This is a genomic window from Moraxella sp. CTOTU47618, assembly GCF_032017425.1.
Lineage (GTDB): Bacteria > Pseudomonadota > Gammaproteobacteria > Pseudomonadales > Moraxellaceae > Faucicola > Faucicola tetraodonis.
Map to the genome: position 1 here is coordinate 25,833 of NZ_DALZPW010000003.1, position 16,048 is coordinate 41,880.

Genomic DNA, 16,048 nt, shown 5'->3' on the forward strand with positions numbered 1-16,048 from the left:
ACGGCTGAATGATAGCCGTGATATAGCAATGATAAGGGTGGCTAATATGCCATTATTTAAAACCAATTATAACTATCTATCATGAGCCATGACTAGCCCTTTTGGTCGAGACAGAGTACACTAAGTGCTAAATTTATCACTTGTATTGACTGTTACAAATAAGGAACAACCATGCCACAATATCGCTCAAAAACCTCCACGTCTGGCCGCAACATGGCGGGTGCACGCGCACTTTGGCGTGCAACCGGTATGACGGATGAGGATTTTAACAAACCGATTATCGCGATTGCCAACTCGTTTACCCAGTTTGTACCCGGTCACGTACACCTAAAAGACTTGGGTCAGCTGGTTGCCCGCGAGATTGAAGCGGCAGGGGGTGTTGCCAAAGAATTTAACACCATTGCGGTGGATGATGGTATCGCCATGGGTCACTTGGGTATGCTCTATAGCTTGCCAAGCCGTGATTTAATTGCCGATAGCGTGGAGTATATGGTCAATGCCCACTGCGCCGATGCGCTAGTTTGTATCTCCAACTGCGACAAAATCACCCCTGGTATGCTGATGGCAGCGATGCGCCTCAATATCCCAACGATTTTTGTGTCAGGCGGTCCAATGGAAGCGGGCAAAGTATTGGCATCCACGTTGGGCGATGGACATACCACCCATGAAACCGTGATGAATGAATTGGGTGAAAAAATCCGCAAACTTGACCTAGTCGACGCCATGATTGATGCGGCAGATGACTTGATTAGTGACGAAGATGTGGCACAAACTGAGCGCTCTGCTTGCCCAACTTGTGGCTCATGCTCAGGTATGTTCACAGCCAACTCTATGAACTGTTTGACCGAAGCATTAGGCTTATCCCTGCCTGGTAATGGCTCGTTACTTGCCACTCACGCCAAACGTAAAGATTTATTCTTAGAAGCAGGTCGTCGTATCGTGGCACTTGCCAAACGTTATTATGAGCAAGATGACGCCAGCGTATTGCCACGCTCAATTGCGACCAAAGCGGCATTTGAAAACGCCATGAGCCTTGATATCGCCATGGGCGGCTCAACCAACACAATTCTACATTTGCTTGCCGCTGCCCATGAAGCCCAAGTAGATTTTAAAATGGCGGATATTGACCGTCTAAGCCGCCGTGTGCCTTGTCTATCGAAAGTTGCCCCTGCGACGCAAAAATATCATATGGAAGACGTGCACCGCGCTGGCGGTGTGATGGCAATTTTAGCCGAGCTTGATCGCGCAAACCTGCTACAAACCGATGTCCCCACCGTTCATAGTGCGTCACTCAAAGCGGCGCTGAGCCAATGGGATATCATGAATCCTGATAATACCGAGGCACGTGAGCGTTATATTGCAGCCCCAGGTGGGGTACGCACCACGCAAGCCTTTAGCCAAAACAATGCGTGGTCAAATCTTGATGTCAACCGCGAATCTGGCTGTATCCGCAGCAAAGAATTTGCCTACTCACAAGACGGCGGTTTGGCGGTATTGTTTGGTAATATCGCTGAACGTGGCTGTGTCGTCAAAACAGCGGGCGTCGATGACAGCATCCTAAAATTTACCGGTCATGCCCGTGTGTTTGAGAGCCAAGATGACGCCGTCGCAGCGATTTTGGCAGACCAAATTGTCGCAGGTGACATCGTGGTGATTCGCTATGAAGGTCCAAAAGGCGGCCCGGGTATGCAAGAGATGTTGTATCCCACCTCTTACCTAAAATCAAAAGGTCTAGGTAAAGCCTGTGCGCTACTTACCGATGGTCGTTTTTCAGGGGGTACGTCGGGTTTATCCATCGGTCACGTCAGCCCAGAAGCCGCTGAAGGTGGTACCATCGGTTTGGTCAATGAAGGCGATACCATCGAGATTGATATTCCTAATCGCTCGATTCATTTGGCGGTTGATTTTGCCGAACTGGAAAAACGCCGAGAAGCGATGGTGAGCCGTGGCAACCAAGCTTGGAAACCTGTCAATCGTGAACGCCAAGTGTCAGCCGCCTTGCGGGCGTATGCAGCGATGACTACTAGCGCGGATACCGGCGCGGTACGTGATGTCAGTCAAGTAGAGCGCTAATTTTTTACTCCAAACTACATTGCTACTAAAAAAATTGGCAAAAAAGAATTATCAAAAAAGATCGATGCTACTTATCGGTCTTTTTTTTAGCGCCATGAAAAACGTTGCAAACCTCATACTTTACGCCCACGGTTTTAGATGCCATGTGAGTTTTATAAAAGGTGCAGTTGTTAAAAGGTGCTATTTATAAAAGCATTATCCACATCGAATGAATTCTGCTAAAATACAATGTTTACATTTTTTTGATAATATATGCCAAATTTAATTTTGAAAACTCTTAAGGAGCCGCTGTGAGCCGTCCGTTTTCTTCAGCCGATATACGTCAAGCTTTTATCAATTATTTTGCCGAAAATGGTCATACCCCAGTGGCATCATCGAGCCTAGTCCCACACAATGACCCTACCCTGCTATTCACCAATGCCGGTATGAACCAATTTAAAGATGTGTTCTTAGGGATAGACAAACGCGATTATAAACGTGCGGTATCGTCGCAAAAATGTGTGCGCGCAGGCGGTAAACACAATGACCTTGACAATGTCGGCTATACCGCCCGTCACCATACGTTTTTTGAGATGCTCGGTAATTTTTCGTTTGGCGATTATTTTAAACAACAAGCCATCCCATTTTGTTGGGAGTTTTTGACATCGGATGAGTGGCTTGGATTACCCAAAGATAAACTTTACGTGACGGTATATCACACCGATGATGAGGCCTTTGATATTTGGCATAACGTGGTGGGCTTGCCTGCCGAACGCATCATCCGCATTGGGGATAATAAAGGCGGTCAATACCAATCGGATAACTTTTGGGCAATGGGTGACACAGGTCCTTGTGGTCCTTGTACCGAAGTATTTTATGACCATGGCGAGCATATTTGGGGCGGTCTGCCAGGTACACCTGAAGAAGACGGCGACCGTTTTGTCGAGATTTGGAACAACGTCTTTATGCAGTTTAACCGCCAAAAAGACGGTACACTTGAAAAACTGCCTGCGCCAAGTGTCGATACGGGAATGGGGCTTGAGCGTATTAGTGCCATCATGCAAGGCGTGCATAGCAACTATGAAATCGATATATTTACCCATCTCATGCAGCACGCGGCGCAAGTGATTGGCTTGCCAAACGATATCGATTTACAGTCTGAGCCATCACTCAAAGTGCTTGCCGACCATATCCGCTCCGTTTCCTTTTTAATTGCAGACGGCGTATTGCCAAGCAATGAAGGCCGTGGTTATGTGCTGCGTCGTATCATCCGCCGCGCGGTTCGTCATGGCAACAAATTAGGCGCTAATGACAACTTCTTTTATAAGCTCGTCGCGCCACTTACCCAAATCATGGGCGACGCCTACCCACAGCTTCGGCAACAGCAAGCCAACATTGAGCAAGCCATCTTAAAAGAAGAAGAGCAATTTGCCAAAACCTTATCGCAAGGTCTCAAACTACTATCCCAAGAATTAGATAGCTTAAAATCTGGCGATACGTTGTCGGGTGCAACCGTGTTTAAACTGTATGACACTTACGGTTTCCCTGCCGATTTGACAGCCGACATCGTGCGCGAACGCGACATCAGCATTGATGAAGCCGGTTTTGAACAAGGCATGGCGCAGCAACGCGCCCGCGCCCGTGAAGCAGGTAAATTTGGCGTTGATTATAACCAATTGATTCAAGTTGACAGTGCCACTGAATTTTTGGGGTATGACAAAGCAGAGCACAGCAGCACTATCACCCATTTATACCTTGAAGGCAAATCTGCTGAACAATTGCAGGAAGGCGATGAAGGGGTCATCGTATTATCGGCAACGCCTTTTTATGCTGAAGGCGGTGGCCAAGCAGGTGAATTGGGTGACATCCAAACCGAGACCGGCGTATTTGAAGTCCAAGACACCAAAAAATCTGGTCAAGCCATCATTCATCATGGCGTGGTCAAAATGGGCAGTATCCGTCAGGGTCAGTCAAGCGAAGCACGCGTCGCAAGCCAAGTACGCGCCATGAGTGCCAAAAACCACTCCGCCACTCACCTACTGCACGCTGCCCTTCGTGAGCATCTTGGCACAGGCGTCACCCAAAAAGGGTCATTGGTCAATAGTGAGGTGTTGCGTTTTGACTTCTCGTATGACAAAGCCTTGACTGAGCAAGACATTATCACCATTGAAAACATCGTCAACCAACAAATCCTTGCCAACCAACCTGCCACTGTAGAAATGCTCAGCATGACGCAAGCGCAAGACAAAGGCGCGATGGCACTGTTTGGTGAAAAATATGGTGACACGGTTCGCGTATTGTCGATGGGTACGGTAGATAAAGACGGCAAGCCTTTCTCCATCGAGCTATGTGGTGGTCTACATGTACAACGCACGGGTGATATCGGCTTATTCAAAATCGTCAGTGAGCAAGGTATCGCGGCAGGCATTCGCCGTATCGAAGCAGTGACAGGCATGGGCGCAGTCAAATATGTGCAGCAAGGTGAAAAGCAGCTCAATCAACTTGCCAGTCAGCTCAAAGCGAAGCGCGACGAAATCGCCGACCGTGTCAATCAAATGACCGACAAAACACGCGACCTTGAAAAACAGCTTGAGCGTTTGCAGCAAAAATTGGCCAGCAGCCAAGCCAAAGACTTAATCAACAACGTGCAAGATATCAATGGACAAAAAGTGCTGATTGCAAGCTTACAAGGCATGGATGGTAAAGCATTACGCACGATTGCCGATGACATGAAGTCAAAATTGCATGATGGTATCGTAGTGCTTGCTGGCGTGGCTGACGATAAAATTGCCTTGACTGCCAGTGTTGGCAAAGACTTAACCAGTAAAATCAAAGCGGGCGATATCATCAAACACTTAAGCGAGCAGCTTGGCGGTAAAGGAGGCGGTAAACCTGACTTTGCCCAAGGCGGCGCAACTGATGTGGCAGGATTGCCAACTGTATTAGATGCGCTACCAAATTGGTTGGCTGAGCGACTTGCCTAATTAAAACTATCCCTAAAAAAACGCCGAATGACTTATTCGGCTTTTTTTATGGGGTTATTTTTTTATGCGGCTATATAAAGCGTTAGTTTAATTAGGCTTAATCAAAGCGCCATTTACTTTAGCCAAACATTCGGTATCATAAAGCCTAAAGCACATTGTGTATAATCTTCTCTATAATCGCATCTATAGTCGTGTCTATAATCATATCTAACATCCTATTAACCAAAAAAGCTTTAAAACACACTTATAGCTTTAAAATACTCATAATCAATAAGGAAACATCATGGATAATCATTACCAGCCCCCAAAAATTTGGACAAATGATAGCCAAAACGGTGGCAAATTTGCCAGTACCAACCGCCCTACCGCAGGAGCGACCCACGAGCAACACTTACCGATTGGTAACAACCCTTTGCAGCTTTACAGCCTTAACACCCCAAACGGTATCAAAATCAATATGTTACTTGAAGAATTGGCAGAGCTCGGTATTGAAGGCGCACAGTATGACGCCTACAAAATCGACATCATGAATGGCGATCAATTTGGCTCAGATTTTGTTGCCATCAATCCCAATTCAAAAATCCCTGCACTGGTGGATAACAGTGTTAATCCATCGATTAAACTGTTTGAATCGGGCGCTATCTTGCTATATCTTGCCGAAAAATTTGAGCAGTTTATCCCAGCAGACACCGCCAAACGTGCCGAATGTTTGTCATGGTTGTTTTGGCAAATGGGCGCTGCACCGTATGTCGGTGGCGGCTTTGGGCATTTTTATGCGTATGCCCCAGAGAAATTTGAATATGCTATCAATCGCTTTACCATGGAAACCAAACGCCAATTAGATTTACTCGATCAACATTTAGCGACTCGCATGTTTATGGTAGGTAACGACTACAGTATCGCGGATATCGCGATTTGGGCATGGTATGGTCAGTTGGCACTGGGCAAATTGTATAACGCTGGCGAGTTTTTACAAGTGCAAGACTACACCTATCTACAACGCTGGGCAAAAAACCTGCATGACCGTCCTGCCGTGCAACGCGCTATAACCTTACCCCTACAACCAATTGCATAAACTGATAACGTTTTGTTCACCGTAGCCATCCAATTTTCAGCCAGTCATTTGGGGATTTTTGGCAATTTTGCCTTGCCCCAAAATTGGGAAATATGGTATAAAGTACCGTTTAATTTACGTTTCGTGACATTGTAAACAATCTGCTAAGCAATCCATCAAGGACTTGGTATGGCAAGTCTTGCATAGCGATGGCAAACAATGTGCGCGATATTATAGGGTGTATTGACAATGGCTTTAATCGTACAAAAATACGGTGGTACGTCGATGGGTAGTGTCGAACGTATCAAAAATGTGGCACAGCGCGTCAAACGTTGGCATGACAATGGTCATCAAGTGGTGGTTGTCGTCTCTGCCATGAGTGGCGAGACCAATCGCTTGATTGATTTGGCACGTCAAATCAGTAAAGAGCCGAACGCTCGTGAATACGACCAAATGGTGTCAACCGGCGAGCAAGTCTCGATTTCTTTACTTGCTATGGCATTAAATGAAATCGGTGTGAGCGCCAAGTCAATGACGGGTGGACAAGTGGCGATTCGTACCGATGACAGTCATACCAAAGCCCGTATTCAACATATCGATGATAGTCAGCTTCGTGCCGCACTCGATGCTGGCATGGTCGTTGTGGTGGCGGGTTTCCAAGGGGTGGATGAAAAAGGTGACATCAACACCTTAGGTCGTGGTGGCTCGGACACCACAGGCGTTGCACTGGCTGCTGCCCTATCTGCCGATGAATGTCAAATCTATACCGATGTCGACGGCGTGTATACTACCGACCCACGGGTGACACCAAAAGCCAAAAAATTATCAAAAATTACCTTTGAAGAAATGCTAGAAATGGCAAGCCTTGGCTCAAAAGTATTGCAAATTCGCTCGGTTGAATTTGCCGGCAAATACCAAGTACCACTGCGTGTTTTATCCAGTTTTGATGAAAACGCCGATGGTAAATTCGATGATGATTTTAAAAAGAATGTAGGTACATTAATTACCACCGATGAGGGAGACAGCATGGAACAACCAATTATTTCGGGCATCGCCTTTAACCGTGACGAAGCTAAAGTATCTATCTTAGCAGTGCCTGATCGCCCTGGTATTGCGTCATCGATTTTAAGCCCGATCAGTGCTGCCAATATCGAAATCGATATGATTATCCAAAACATCGCAGAAAACGGATTGACCGACTTTACCTTTACCGTTAATCGTGGGGATTTTGATAAAACCCTAGCGATTTTGGGTGACAATCTTGCTGAGATTGGCGGCAAAGAAATCGTGAGCAACAACAATGTGGTTAAAGTATCACTCGTGGGTGTTGGTATGCGTTCACATGCAGGCGTGGCAAGCAAAATGTTTGAAACACTGGCAGAAAACAACATCAATATCCAAATGATTTCTACCAGCGAAATCAAAATCTCGGTACTGATTCAAGAAGAACAACTGGAAAAAGCGGTTAAAGCGCTACATACCGCTTTTGGTCTTGACCGTGAAGACGGTGAAAGCAAGGTTGCTGGATTATAAGAAATTTGTAATTCTCCACAAAAACAAGGTTAATATCCGCGTTTTGCGGGTGTTAACCTTTTTTTTATTTCAGCATTTCGTTTATAATGGCATCTCGTTTATTGGGCACAAACGCAACTGACCCCTCAATGCCTATTTTGACTGTTGGCAAATAGCCGCCAAGCATGATGAGTTGGCTTAAATTATGCCCTTGCAGTCTGTCTTTAACGTATCATTGGGCAATGATACATGATAATATATTTGACGAATTTAGCTAATTTATCGTTGAATCATCATAGGACATTGATGGTACTTGTTGCGACATAAGGAGTGTGACGCATGTTAATTTTGACTCGCCGTGTTGGCGAAACGTTAATGATAGGTGACGAAGTGAGTGTCACCGTACTGGGTGTAAAAGGTAACCAAGTCAGACTGGGCGTCAATGCGCCAAAAGACATTGCCGTACACCGTGAAGAGATTTATCAAAGAATTCTGCATGAACGGACTGGGCATGAACGCATGGGTTATGATACTCACCCAGTCGATTTTGCCGCCCATGATAGAATGGGTCAAGACCGCAGTGGTTTTGGGGCAGCCAGTCATGAGGCCTTTCCGCAAGAGCGCAGTAAACCCTCTCAACCGCGCAACAGCGGTCAGCAAATGCGTCATTTAGAAAACCGTGTGGAAAACCGCGGTTTTGGTCAGACCAACAATAATTTTAACCCAGCTTTTGATCCGTTTGAGGACGATTATTTTAATCGTTAATGACGGTCGCTATTTTGACTTTTGGAGTAACTATGAGCGCTATTGATAAGCTAGAACTATCAAAACTATTAGCTAAACTAGAAAACAAATCGCTAGATTTTGCTTCCGTGCTAGCTATCATCGATAGTTACTATGACTATCGCCCAACTGAGTTTAACAATGGCGAAGTGCACAATGCGGCGGGTGACAATGAAGGCAGTGCGAAAGTATTCGGCTTTGCGCTACTCAACCATTTGACCCAACAAGATACGCTAAAACTGTTTGCTGAGCACTATGACAGTGTTAAAGCAGAGCCAAAAGGTACAAACCATGCCAATATCCGTAACTTTAGCTTTTTTGGCTGGCAAGGCTTTTTGATGCAGCGTAACTGTTTAACGCCAAAAGCGGCATAAGCTCATCGAAAATACTTAATTCTTAAAATCTAACCGTTTTTTGCGTCAAACAAGGCAGCCGATGGGTTGCCTTTTTTTATCCAATATTTTTTATTTTAAAGAATGGTTTTGAGAGACTGATTGGTTATTGGTTTGCCCTTAACTGCTGGCGAATTTGTTTTTTTTGCTCACGGCGATGGCGAAAAAACTCCTGCAACAACGCGCGACTTTGCTCTGCCATTACGCCTTGCTTTACGGTCAAAAAATGATTATAAAACGCCACTTTGCTAAAATCCTGCTGGCTGACAATCATGCCCGCTTTCGGCTCTGTCGCTGCAAACACCAAGCGCGACACTCTGGCGTGAATAATCGCTCCTAGACACATGGTGCAAGGCTCAAGCGTGACAAACAGTTCACAATCCGCTGGCAGACGGTAATTATCAAAATATTGACACGCTCGCCTTATTGCCACTATTTCGGCGTGGGCAGTGGCATCATGACTTAAAATTGGTTGATTGTAGCCTTTGGCGATGATGGTGCCTTGATGCACAATCACGGCACCCACTGGCACTTCCCCCAGCTGTCCGCCCTCGGCTGCAACGTCAAGCGCCGCTTGCATAAAGGCATAATCGGTGTCACAAAAGTCGCTGTCACAAAAGCCGCTTTCACAACAGTTATGTTCACTAGCATTCATTTATGATACCACCCAAACTACTGTGGCAATTGCCAATCTATCGGGCTTTTGCCATGCGCTATCAGATAATCATTGGCTTTGGAAAAAGGACGCGTGCCAAAAAAACCACCTCGATTGGCACCAAGCGGTGATGGATGCGTCCCTGTAATGATTAAATGCTTAGATGTATCGATAAAACGGCCTTTTTTCTGTGCGTAACTTCCCCATAGGATAAAGACACAGTGCTCACAGTGCTGATTGACAGCCTCAATCACTGCATCAGTGAACGTTTCCCAGCCAATACGCTGATGGCTGCCTGCCTGCCCTGCTTCTACAGATAGCATACTGTTGAGTAGCAGCACCCCTTGGGTTGCCCAATGGGTCAAATCGCCATGTTTTGACGGGGCGATACCCAAATCGGCGGCGAGCTCTCGTAAAATATTTTGTAGACTCGGGGGTTTGGGGATGGCTTTGGGCACAGAAAAAGATAACCCCATCGCTTGTCCCGCGCCATGGTACGGGTCTTGACCCAAAATAACTACTTTAACCTGCGACAAAGGCGTCAAATTAAACGCATTGAACATTTGACTACCCGAGGGATAAATCACTTTTTGCGCATGATATTGATCTCGCAAAAATTGGCGAATCTTATCCATATTGCTGCTCGTTAGCTCTGTCGCCAAGGCGTGCTTCCAATCGTCCGGCATTTTGACATTGGCTAAAATTTGTTGTTGTTCAGGCGTTAATGTTTTCATGGGTTATCTGCTATCAAAAATTATAAAAAAAGCCAAAGAATTTCTTGGCTTTATTGTAGCAAATAATTGTCGTCAATAATTGCAACACTTCTATATTGTCTATTCTATACTGACTGATTATTCTGTGAAGGTTTGACGAAGGGTAAAATCGTCTAATTTGACCGCTTCACGGCTAGTTTTTTCAGTGGGGGGAATCACTTGCGCTTCGCCTGTCACTACTGCTTTACCGTCTTGATTGGTCACTTGGCAATCTAACACCACCCATTTTTTGCTATCGTCTTTACTTTTCACGGTCAAGGTCGCGGTTAAGGTATCATCGATATGCACAGGACGACGGAAAGACAAACTTTGGTTTAGATAAATTGTCCCCAATCCTGGAAATTTGGTACCAATCAAGGCTGATAATAGACCGGCTGTCCACATACCATGCGCAATCACACCTTTAAACTGGCTCTGCTCGGCATACTCATTATCGAGATGCGCTGGGTTGTAGTCATGGGTAACAAGCGCAAATGCTTTGACATCATCTGCGGTCACTTGGCGGGTCATGCTGGCAGTTTGCCCGATAGTTAATTCATCATAGGTAAAATTACTAAAAGTTGTCATTGTCCGTCCTTTTTTTGTTGATTGATTTCATAAAAAACCACGATTGCAAAATCGTTTTAATGGTTTGACTATAGTTTGACTATAGCATAAATTTTGCAAATTTTTATGACAATGACTACGCGTTCATGAACCCATCTGATTTTAACAATTACAAATTTTTTATCTTTTTGCTTGACTTGATGAACTGCTAATAAAATCAAGCGTCTAGGATTTTTGCAAAAAAATAGGCAAAAAATTGAAAAAAATACAAGCTAGAATTACAAATTTTTTTAGGCTATATTGTGCGAAATAATAAAACAACCCCTAGATATAGTAGTTTTTTGCAAAACCTTGCAATAATACGGCAATGACTTTGTAATGCTACATACGTGATGTGGCTTCGGCTTAAAAGCGGTCGTTAAAAGCGTCCCACACACTTACTATACTTTCGGTTAGCTGTTTTACTTGGCATTTTTATCTCACCACCTCTCATTCAGCGCCTTGTTAATACATACACATATGACGTTGATAAACAGGTAAAAAAAGGAACGTATTATGACTCGTACTGAAGATATCCTCGTGCAAAAACGCGACGGGCGTTTGGAAAAAATTGATTTGGATAAGATTCACCGAGTCATCGAGTGGGCAGCAGAAGGGCTTGATAATGTGTCTGTCTCACAAGTAGAAATCAGCTCACATATCCAGTTTTATGACAAAATCACCACCAAAAGCATCCATGAAACCATAATCAAATCAGCCGCGGATTTAATTTCTGCAGCAACGCCTGATTATCAGTATTTGGCAGCGCGATTGGCAATTTTTCATTTACGCAAAATCGCGTTTGGTCAATTTGAGCCACCGCATTTGTTTGACCATGTCACCAAACTGACCCAAGAAGGTCGTTACGATGCGCATATTTTGCAAGACTTTAGCAAAGAAGAATTTGATATACTCAATGACTATATTGACCACAACCGTGATTTAAGCTTTGCGTATGCCGCCGTCAAACAAATGGAAGGCAAATATTTGGTGCAAGACCGCGTCAGCAAACAAGTCTTTGAAAGCCCACAATTCTTGTATATGCTCGTCGGTATGTGCCTGTTTGCCAGTTACGACAAACAATATGACAAGGCTGCGCGATTAGATTATATCAAGCGTTTTTATGACACGACTTCTACTTTTAAAATCTCACTACCAACGCCAATCATGTCGGGCGTGCGTACCCCATCGCGTCAGTTTAGCTCATGTGTACTAATTGAATGTGATGATAGCTTAGACAGTATCAATGCCACCACCAGTGCCATCGTGCGGTATGTGTCACAGCGTGCCGGTATTGGTGTCAATGCGGGTCGTATTCGCGCATTAGGTAGCCCAATTCGTGGCGGTGAAGCGCAGCACACCGGCTGTATTCCTTTTTACAAACTATTCCAAACTGCCGTCAAATGCTGTTCACAAGGCGGCGTGCGCGGTGGTGCAGCGACCTTGTTCTACCCGATTTGGCATTTGGAAGTGGAAAATCTGCTGGTGCTCAAAAACAACCGCGGCGTGGAAGACAACCGTGTTCGCCATATGGATTATGGCGTACAAATCAATAAAACCATCTATACCCGATTGATTAAAAATCAAAACGTGACCCTGTTTTCACCATCGGATGTACCAGGTTTGTACGATGCTTTCTTTGCTGATCAGGCCGAGTTTGAGCGTTTGTATGAGCAATATGAGCAAGATGAATCTATTCGCAAACGCAGTGTGCCGGCGCAAGAGTTGTTTAGCCTGATGATGCAAGAGCGTGCCAGCACGGGTCGTATCTATGTGCAAAACGTTGACCATTGCAACACCCACAGTCCGTTTGACCCAAGTGTCGCGCCAATTCGCCAATCCAACCTATGTATGGAAATCGCGCTACCGACCCAACCGCTTGACAACATCAATGATGAAAGCGGTGAAATCGCCCTTTGTACGTTATCAGGCATTAATTTGGGTGAAATCAATCAATTAGAAGACATCAAAGAGCCAGCGGAACTGATCGTGCGTGCGCTAGATGCCTTGCTTGACTACCAAGACTACCCTGTCACCGCTGCTAAAAATGGCTCTATGAAACGCCGCACGCTGGGTATTGGTGTCATCAACTATGCCTATTATCTTGCCAAAAATGGTACCAAATATTCAGATCCTACAGCGCTCGGTTTAACCCATCGCACTTTTGAAGCCTTACAGTATTATTTGTTGGTGGCATCCAATAAACTGGCTAAAGAGCAAGGCGCTTGTCCTGCATTTGGCGATACCACATATTCACAAGGTATTTTACCGATTGATACGTATAAAGCAGATATTGATGCGATTTGTAATGAGCCGCTACAACTCGACTGGGAAGCACTGCGTCACGATATCAAAACCCACGGTCTTCGTAACTCAACCTTGACCGCCTTGATGCCATCAGAAACCTCTAGCCAGATTGCTAACGCAACTAATGGTATTGAGCCACCTCGCGGTCTGGTATCTGTCAAAGCATCAAAAGACGGTATTTTAAAACAAGTGGTGCCTGAGATTGATAAGCTCAAAGATCAATACGAGCTATTATGGCAAATGCCGAATAACAAAGGTTATTTGAGTCTTGTGGCGATTATGCAAAAATTCATTGACCAAAGTATCTCAGCCAATACCAACTACGACCCAACCAAGTTTGAAGATAGCCGTGTCCCGATGAAGGTGATGATTCAAGACTTGTTGATGGCGTACAAATTAGGTGTTAAGACGCTGTACTATCATAACACCCGTGACGGTGCAAATGATGCCCAAGACGACCTTGAAAATGGCTGTGCTGGCGGTGCTTGTACTTTATAAGAGAGTATTTAGGGATAATACTGATGGATTATCCCTAGTTTTTTATTCAGTGATTTATCTTTTGTAAATACAAATAAAAATGGCATAACCCATTAAATTGATTGTCTAAATCTTTTTGACGTAATATCTAGGTTTTTATTATTAAAAGCCTAGGGCGTGTCCCTATTTGGATAATGAGGCTAAAAATAGACTAAATCGCCAGCAAAACAAGGCAAATTGTGCAGATAATATTGGAATATTGTCAAACAATTTAACGCAGTTTTGCCAGATTTAGGCATTTTTAGGCCATTAAAAATACTTTGTTCCGAATTAGGGACACGCCCTAGAAATTTTCATTGCATGGATTTTTATTACATAGGATGTTTGAACTTGAAAAACCCGTTGATTGTTTATGCCATTTTACTCATGAACCTTACCTCGTGTGCTTCTTTGCCGCAAACATACGACAGTCCGATTCCTGTGTATGTTGACTTGGGTGATGCCATACCTGCCACCACCCTGCCCAATTCAAATTCAAAAGCCAATGTCAAAACTATGAGACACTAAGGCTTGGTATCAGGCTTGTCCGATTGTGCCAGTTTTTCTGACGCTACCACTTTATCTTTGCCGGGTACAGTATTGGCAAAATTTGAATAGGTAATATCAATCGGTTTGCCCATCATCACACGGCTGGTCGGTAACGCATTTTTGAGTCCCACTTCTTTCATCATCTCCGCGATTTTTAAAATCATATCGGTTTGTTTTTGATTAAAATCCATCGCGCCTTTTACATTGAGATAGCATCGCACTTCAACAAGATACGCGTCTTGCTGAGTGCCAGAGATACGCACTTGATTCCACACGCTGTTGGTATCAGGATGATTGGTGATATAAATTTGTGTTTGCTCCATAAATTCACGTAATTTATCGATGTCGCTATCACGCGAGATATAGAACACTTGCGAAAAATGAAACATATCGCGCTGCGAGACATTTTCAATGCTCATCGATGAGAAGTTACCATTCGGAATCGTTACCACCGTACGATCGGTGGTGCGCAGGCGAGTGGAGCGAATACCGATGTCCTCAACCGTACCTTCTTGCGTGCCAAAGCGGCAGTAGTCGCCCACATTTACAGGCTGGTCAGCGACTACCGATACACTGCCGACTAAATTTTCAACCGTTTTTTGTGCACCCAATGCCAACGCCACACCACCAATCCCCAATGCGGCAATACCTGTGGTTAAGTCGTAACCTAGATTACCCAAAATCACAATGGTCGCAATCGCAATCAAAATCAATTTTACGACTTTTCGCAGCAGATTTAGGACAGATAGCCGCTCTGGATGATGGTTATTACTGGCATAGTTTTCTGCACGTTTAAAAATCAAATCCAAAATACGTAAAATCAACCATACCATTGATACCCAAGATAAAATATCGGCAAGGTTGGACGCCATATTGCGCACAACCAAATTAATACCCACCAAAATCATGGCTTCTTTGATAATCAGCGCCGTCAGCACCATTGCGGCAGGTACGACCACACGCCCATCAATTGGAAATTGCTTTTCTTTATCTGGGTGAGTCGCTAGATAAATCCGCGTGATAATCATATATAAGATTTGGCTAATCAATAGACAGGCGAGATAAATCGCTATCATGAGCGCAATCACTGCCCCGATGTGCCCAAGACTATAGCCTTTAATATCTTTCTCAATCCATTGTTTTGGAATGTACTTTTCTACCAGTGTCGGCTGGGTAACGAGTGATAACGACGCAACTTCTTGCAAGGTTTGTTGTGAAATCAGCCAAATATTGGTGCCGTTAGATTGTTTGACACGCTGCATTAAGATGTCGATACTCTTTTTGTCAGCGGAGGGATTGTTGATCTCCCCGACCTTATCGAGATTGGGCGCTAGTTTGTCATCGAGATTGCCGGTAGGGTCATTGCTAATTTGTAGCTGCTCGTTGATACGTCCGCCGCTATCGAGTGCTGATTTTAAAGATTCGAGCGTGCCACTGGGGTCTTTGTTAGAACTTAAATCCACATAACGGCTGGCGAGCATCCAATCACTTTTTGCCAAGGCTTGAATAAAGCCTTGCACGCTACCGCGCGGGGTGTCACGCCCAAAGGTGTCTTGTGGGGTGGCTGTGCCGCTGGCGCTACTGGCTGATTTACTGCTATCAGCCGCCCATGCAGCGGTGGGTTTGACACTGGTGATAACCACGAGTAAAGCAAACAATGCCATCATAAAACAACGGCGGAATAAAGATGCTGCATCAGCATGACGCTGATATTGATTAAGAGACTTTGACAACTGCATAAACTTTCCAAAATTTGTAAAACGCTCAGACATAGTTAGGCTAAATAAACGGCCTTGATTTATGTTTTAAGAAATCCTAAATTGCAATGCGCTTATTCTGAATAAAGTATTTCGTCTTGTAGGTATAACTGCTAAAATACGCGCATT

The 16,048-nt window shown here is 44.6% G+C and carries 11 protein-coding genes and 1 pseudogene; 8 read left to right on the plus strand and 4 right to left on the minus strand.

Going from position 1 to position 16,048, the window contains the following annotated elements; all coding sequences use genetic code 11:
• The first annotated feature begins 171 nt into the window (after positions 1-171).
• From ilvD to RTS09_RS03815, 6 genes and pseudogenes are all read left to right on the plus strand, one after another.
• Positions 172-2,073, plus strand: coding sequence for a dihydroxy-acid dehydratase (ilvD, locus tag RTS09_RS03790; RefSeq protein WP_312534437.1), 1,902 nt, complete (start codon positions 172-174; stop codon positions 2,071-2,073).
• A 290-nt stretch (positions 2,074-2,363) separates the two neighbouring features.
• Entirely contained in the window at positions 2,364-5,036 is a 2,673-nt protein-coding gene (gene alaS, locus RTS09_RS03795; protein WP_312534440.1) for an alanine--tRNA ligase, read from the plus strand.
• A 283-nt stretch (positions 5,037-5,319) separates the two neighbouring features.
• Entirely contained in the window at positions 5,320-6,111 is a 792-nt protein-coding gene (gene yghU / locus RTS09_RS03800) for a glutathione-dependent disulfide-bond oxidoreductase (protein ID WP_099808224.1), read from the plus strand.
• Between the two features lie 228 nt (positions 6,112-6,339).
• Positions 6,340-7,623, plus strand: a complete 1,284-nt coding sequence (locus RTS09_RS03805; protein WP_007115684.1) for an aspartate kinase — start codon at positions 6,340-6,342, stop codon at positions 7,621-7,623.
• A gap of 318 nt (positions 7,624-7,941) precedes the next feature.
• Positions 7,942-8,124, plus strand: a pseudogene (gene csrA, locus RTS09_RS03810) (carbon storage regulator CsrA); the annotation flags it as partial.
• Positions 8,125-8,399: 275 nt separating this feature from the next.
• Positions 8,400-8,759 (plus strand): HopJ type III effector protein, encoded by a 360-nt coding sequence (locus RTS09_RS03815; protein WP_050325100.1) that lies wholly within the window; start codon positions 8,400-8,402, stop codon positions 8,757-8,759.
• Between the two features lie 124 nt (positions 8,760-8,883).
• Here the strand turns inward: RTS09_RS03815 and tadA are convergent, their stop codons facing one another.
• The 3 genes from tadA to RTS09_RS03830 all read right to left on the minus strand — a co-directional run bounded on the left by tadA (position 8,884) and on the right by RTS09_RS03830 (position 10,772).
• The gene (tadA, locus tag RTS09_RS03820) at positions 8,884-9,432 is read right to left on the minus strand and encodes a tRNA adenosine(34) deaminase TadA (RefSeq protein WP_203172052.1); all 549 of its coding nucleotides are present in this window, start codon (positions 9,430-9,432) and stop codon (positions 8,884-8,886) included.
• A 17-nt stretch (positions 9,433-9,449) separates the two neighbouring features.
• A complete protein-coding gene (gene ung / locus RTS09_RS03825; RefSeq protein WP_060995186.1) occupies positions 9,450-10,166 on the minus strand; it encodes a uracil-DNA glycosylase in 717 nt (238 codons plus the stop codon).
• Positions 10,167-10,283: 117 nt separating this feature from the next.
• Positions 10,284-10,772 (minus strand): MaoC/PaaZ C-terminal domain-containing protein, encoded by a 489-nt coding sequence (locus RTS09_RS03830; RefSeq protein WP_065264179.1) that lies wholly within the window; start codon positions 10,770-10,772, stop codon positions 10,284-10,286.
• 534 nt (positions 10,773-11,306) lie between these two features.
• Here RTS09_RS03830 and nrdA point away from each other — a divergent pair.
• On the plus strand, positions 11,307-13,595 hold the full coding sequence (gene nrdA / locus RTS09_RS03835; RefSeq protein ID WP_312534449.1) for a class 1a ribonucleoside-diphosphate reductase subunit alpha: 2,289 nt from the start codon (positions 11,307-11,309) through the stop codon (positions 13,593-13,595).
• A 369-nt stretch (positions 13,596-13,964) separates the two neighbouring features.
• Complete coding sequence (locus RTS09_RS03840) at positions 13,965-14,141, plus strand: hypothetical protein (protein WP_312534450.1); 177 nt, start codon at positions 13,965-13,967, stop codon at positions 14,139-14,141.
• Here the strand turns inward: RTS09_RS03840 and RTS09_RS03845 are convergent.
• Entirely contained in the window at positions 14,138-15,901 is a 1,764-nt protein-coding gene (locus RTS09_RS03845) for a mechanosensitive ion channel family protein (protein ID WP_312534453.1), read from the minus strand. The two genes, RTS09_RS03840 and RTS09_RS03845, sit on opposite strands and share 4 nt — an antisense overlap.
• Positions 15,902-16,048 lie beyond the last annotated feature (147 nt).

Excerpts from the sequence above, each read along its gene's own strand:
- ilvD (WP_312534437.1), top strand. The coding sequence starts at position 172 with ATGCCACAATATCGCTCAAAAACCTCCACGTCTGGCCGCAACATGGCG.
- yghU (WP_099808224.1), top strand. The coding sequence starts at position 5,320 with ATGGATAATCATTACCAGCCCCCAAAAATTTGGACAAATGATAGCCAA.
- RTS09_RS03805 (WP_007115684.1), top strand. The coding sequence starts at position 6,340 with ATGGCTTTAATCGTACAAAAATACGGTGGTACGTCGATGGGTAGTGTC.
- RTS09_RS03815 (WP_050325100.1), top strand. The coding sequence starts at position 8,400 with ATGAGCGCTATTGATAAGCTAGAACTATCAAAACTATTAGCTAAACTA.
- tadA (WP_203172052.1), bottom strand. The coding sequence starts at position 9,432 with ATGAATGCTAGTGAACATAACTGTTGTGAAAGCGGCTTTTGTGACAGC.
- ung (WP_060995186.1), bottom strand. The coding sequence starts at position 10,166 with ATGAAAACATTAACGCCTGAACAACAACAAATTTTAGCCAATGTCAAA.
- RTS09_RS03830 (WP_065264179.1), bottom strand. The coding sequence starts at position 10,772 with ATGACAACTTTTAGTAATTTTACCTATGATGAATTAACTATCGGGCAA.
- nrdA (WP_312534449.1), top strand. The coding sequence starts at position 11,307 with ATGACTCGTACTGAAGATATCCTCGTGCAAAAACGCGACGGGCGTTTG.
- RTS09_RS03845 (WP_312534453.1), bottom strand. The coding sequence starts at position 15,901 with ATGCAGTTGTCAAAGTCTCTTAATCAATATCAGCGTCATGCTGATGCA.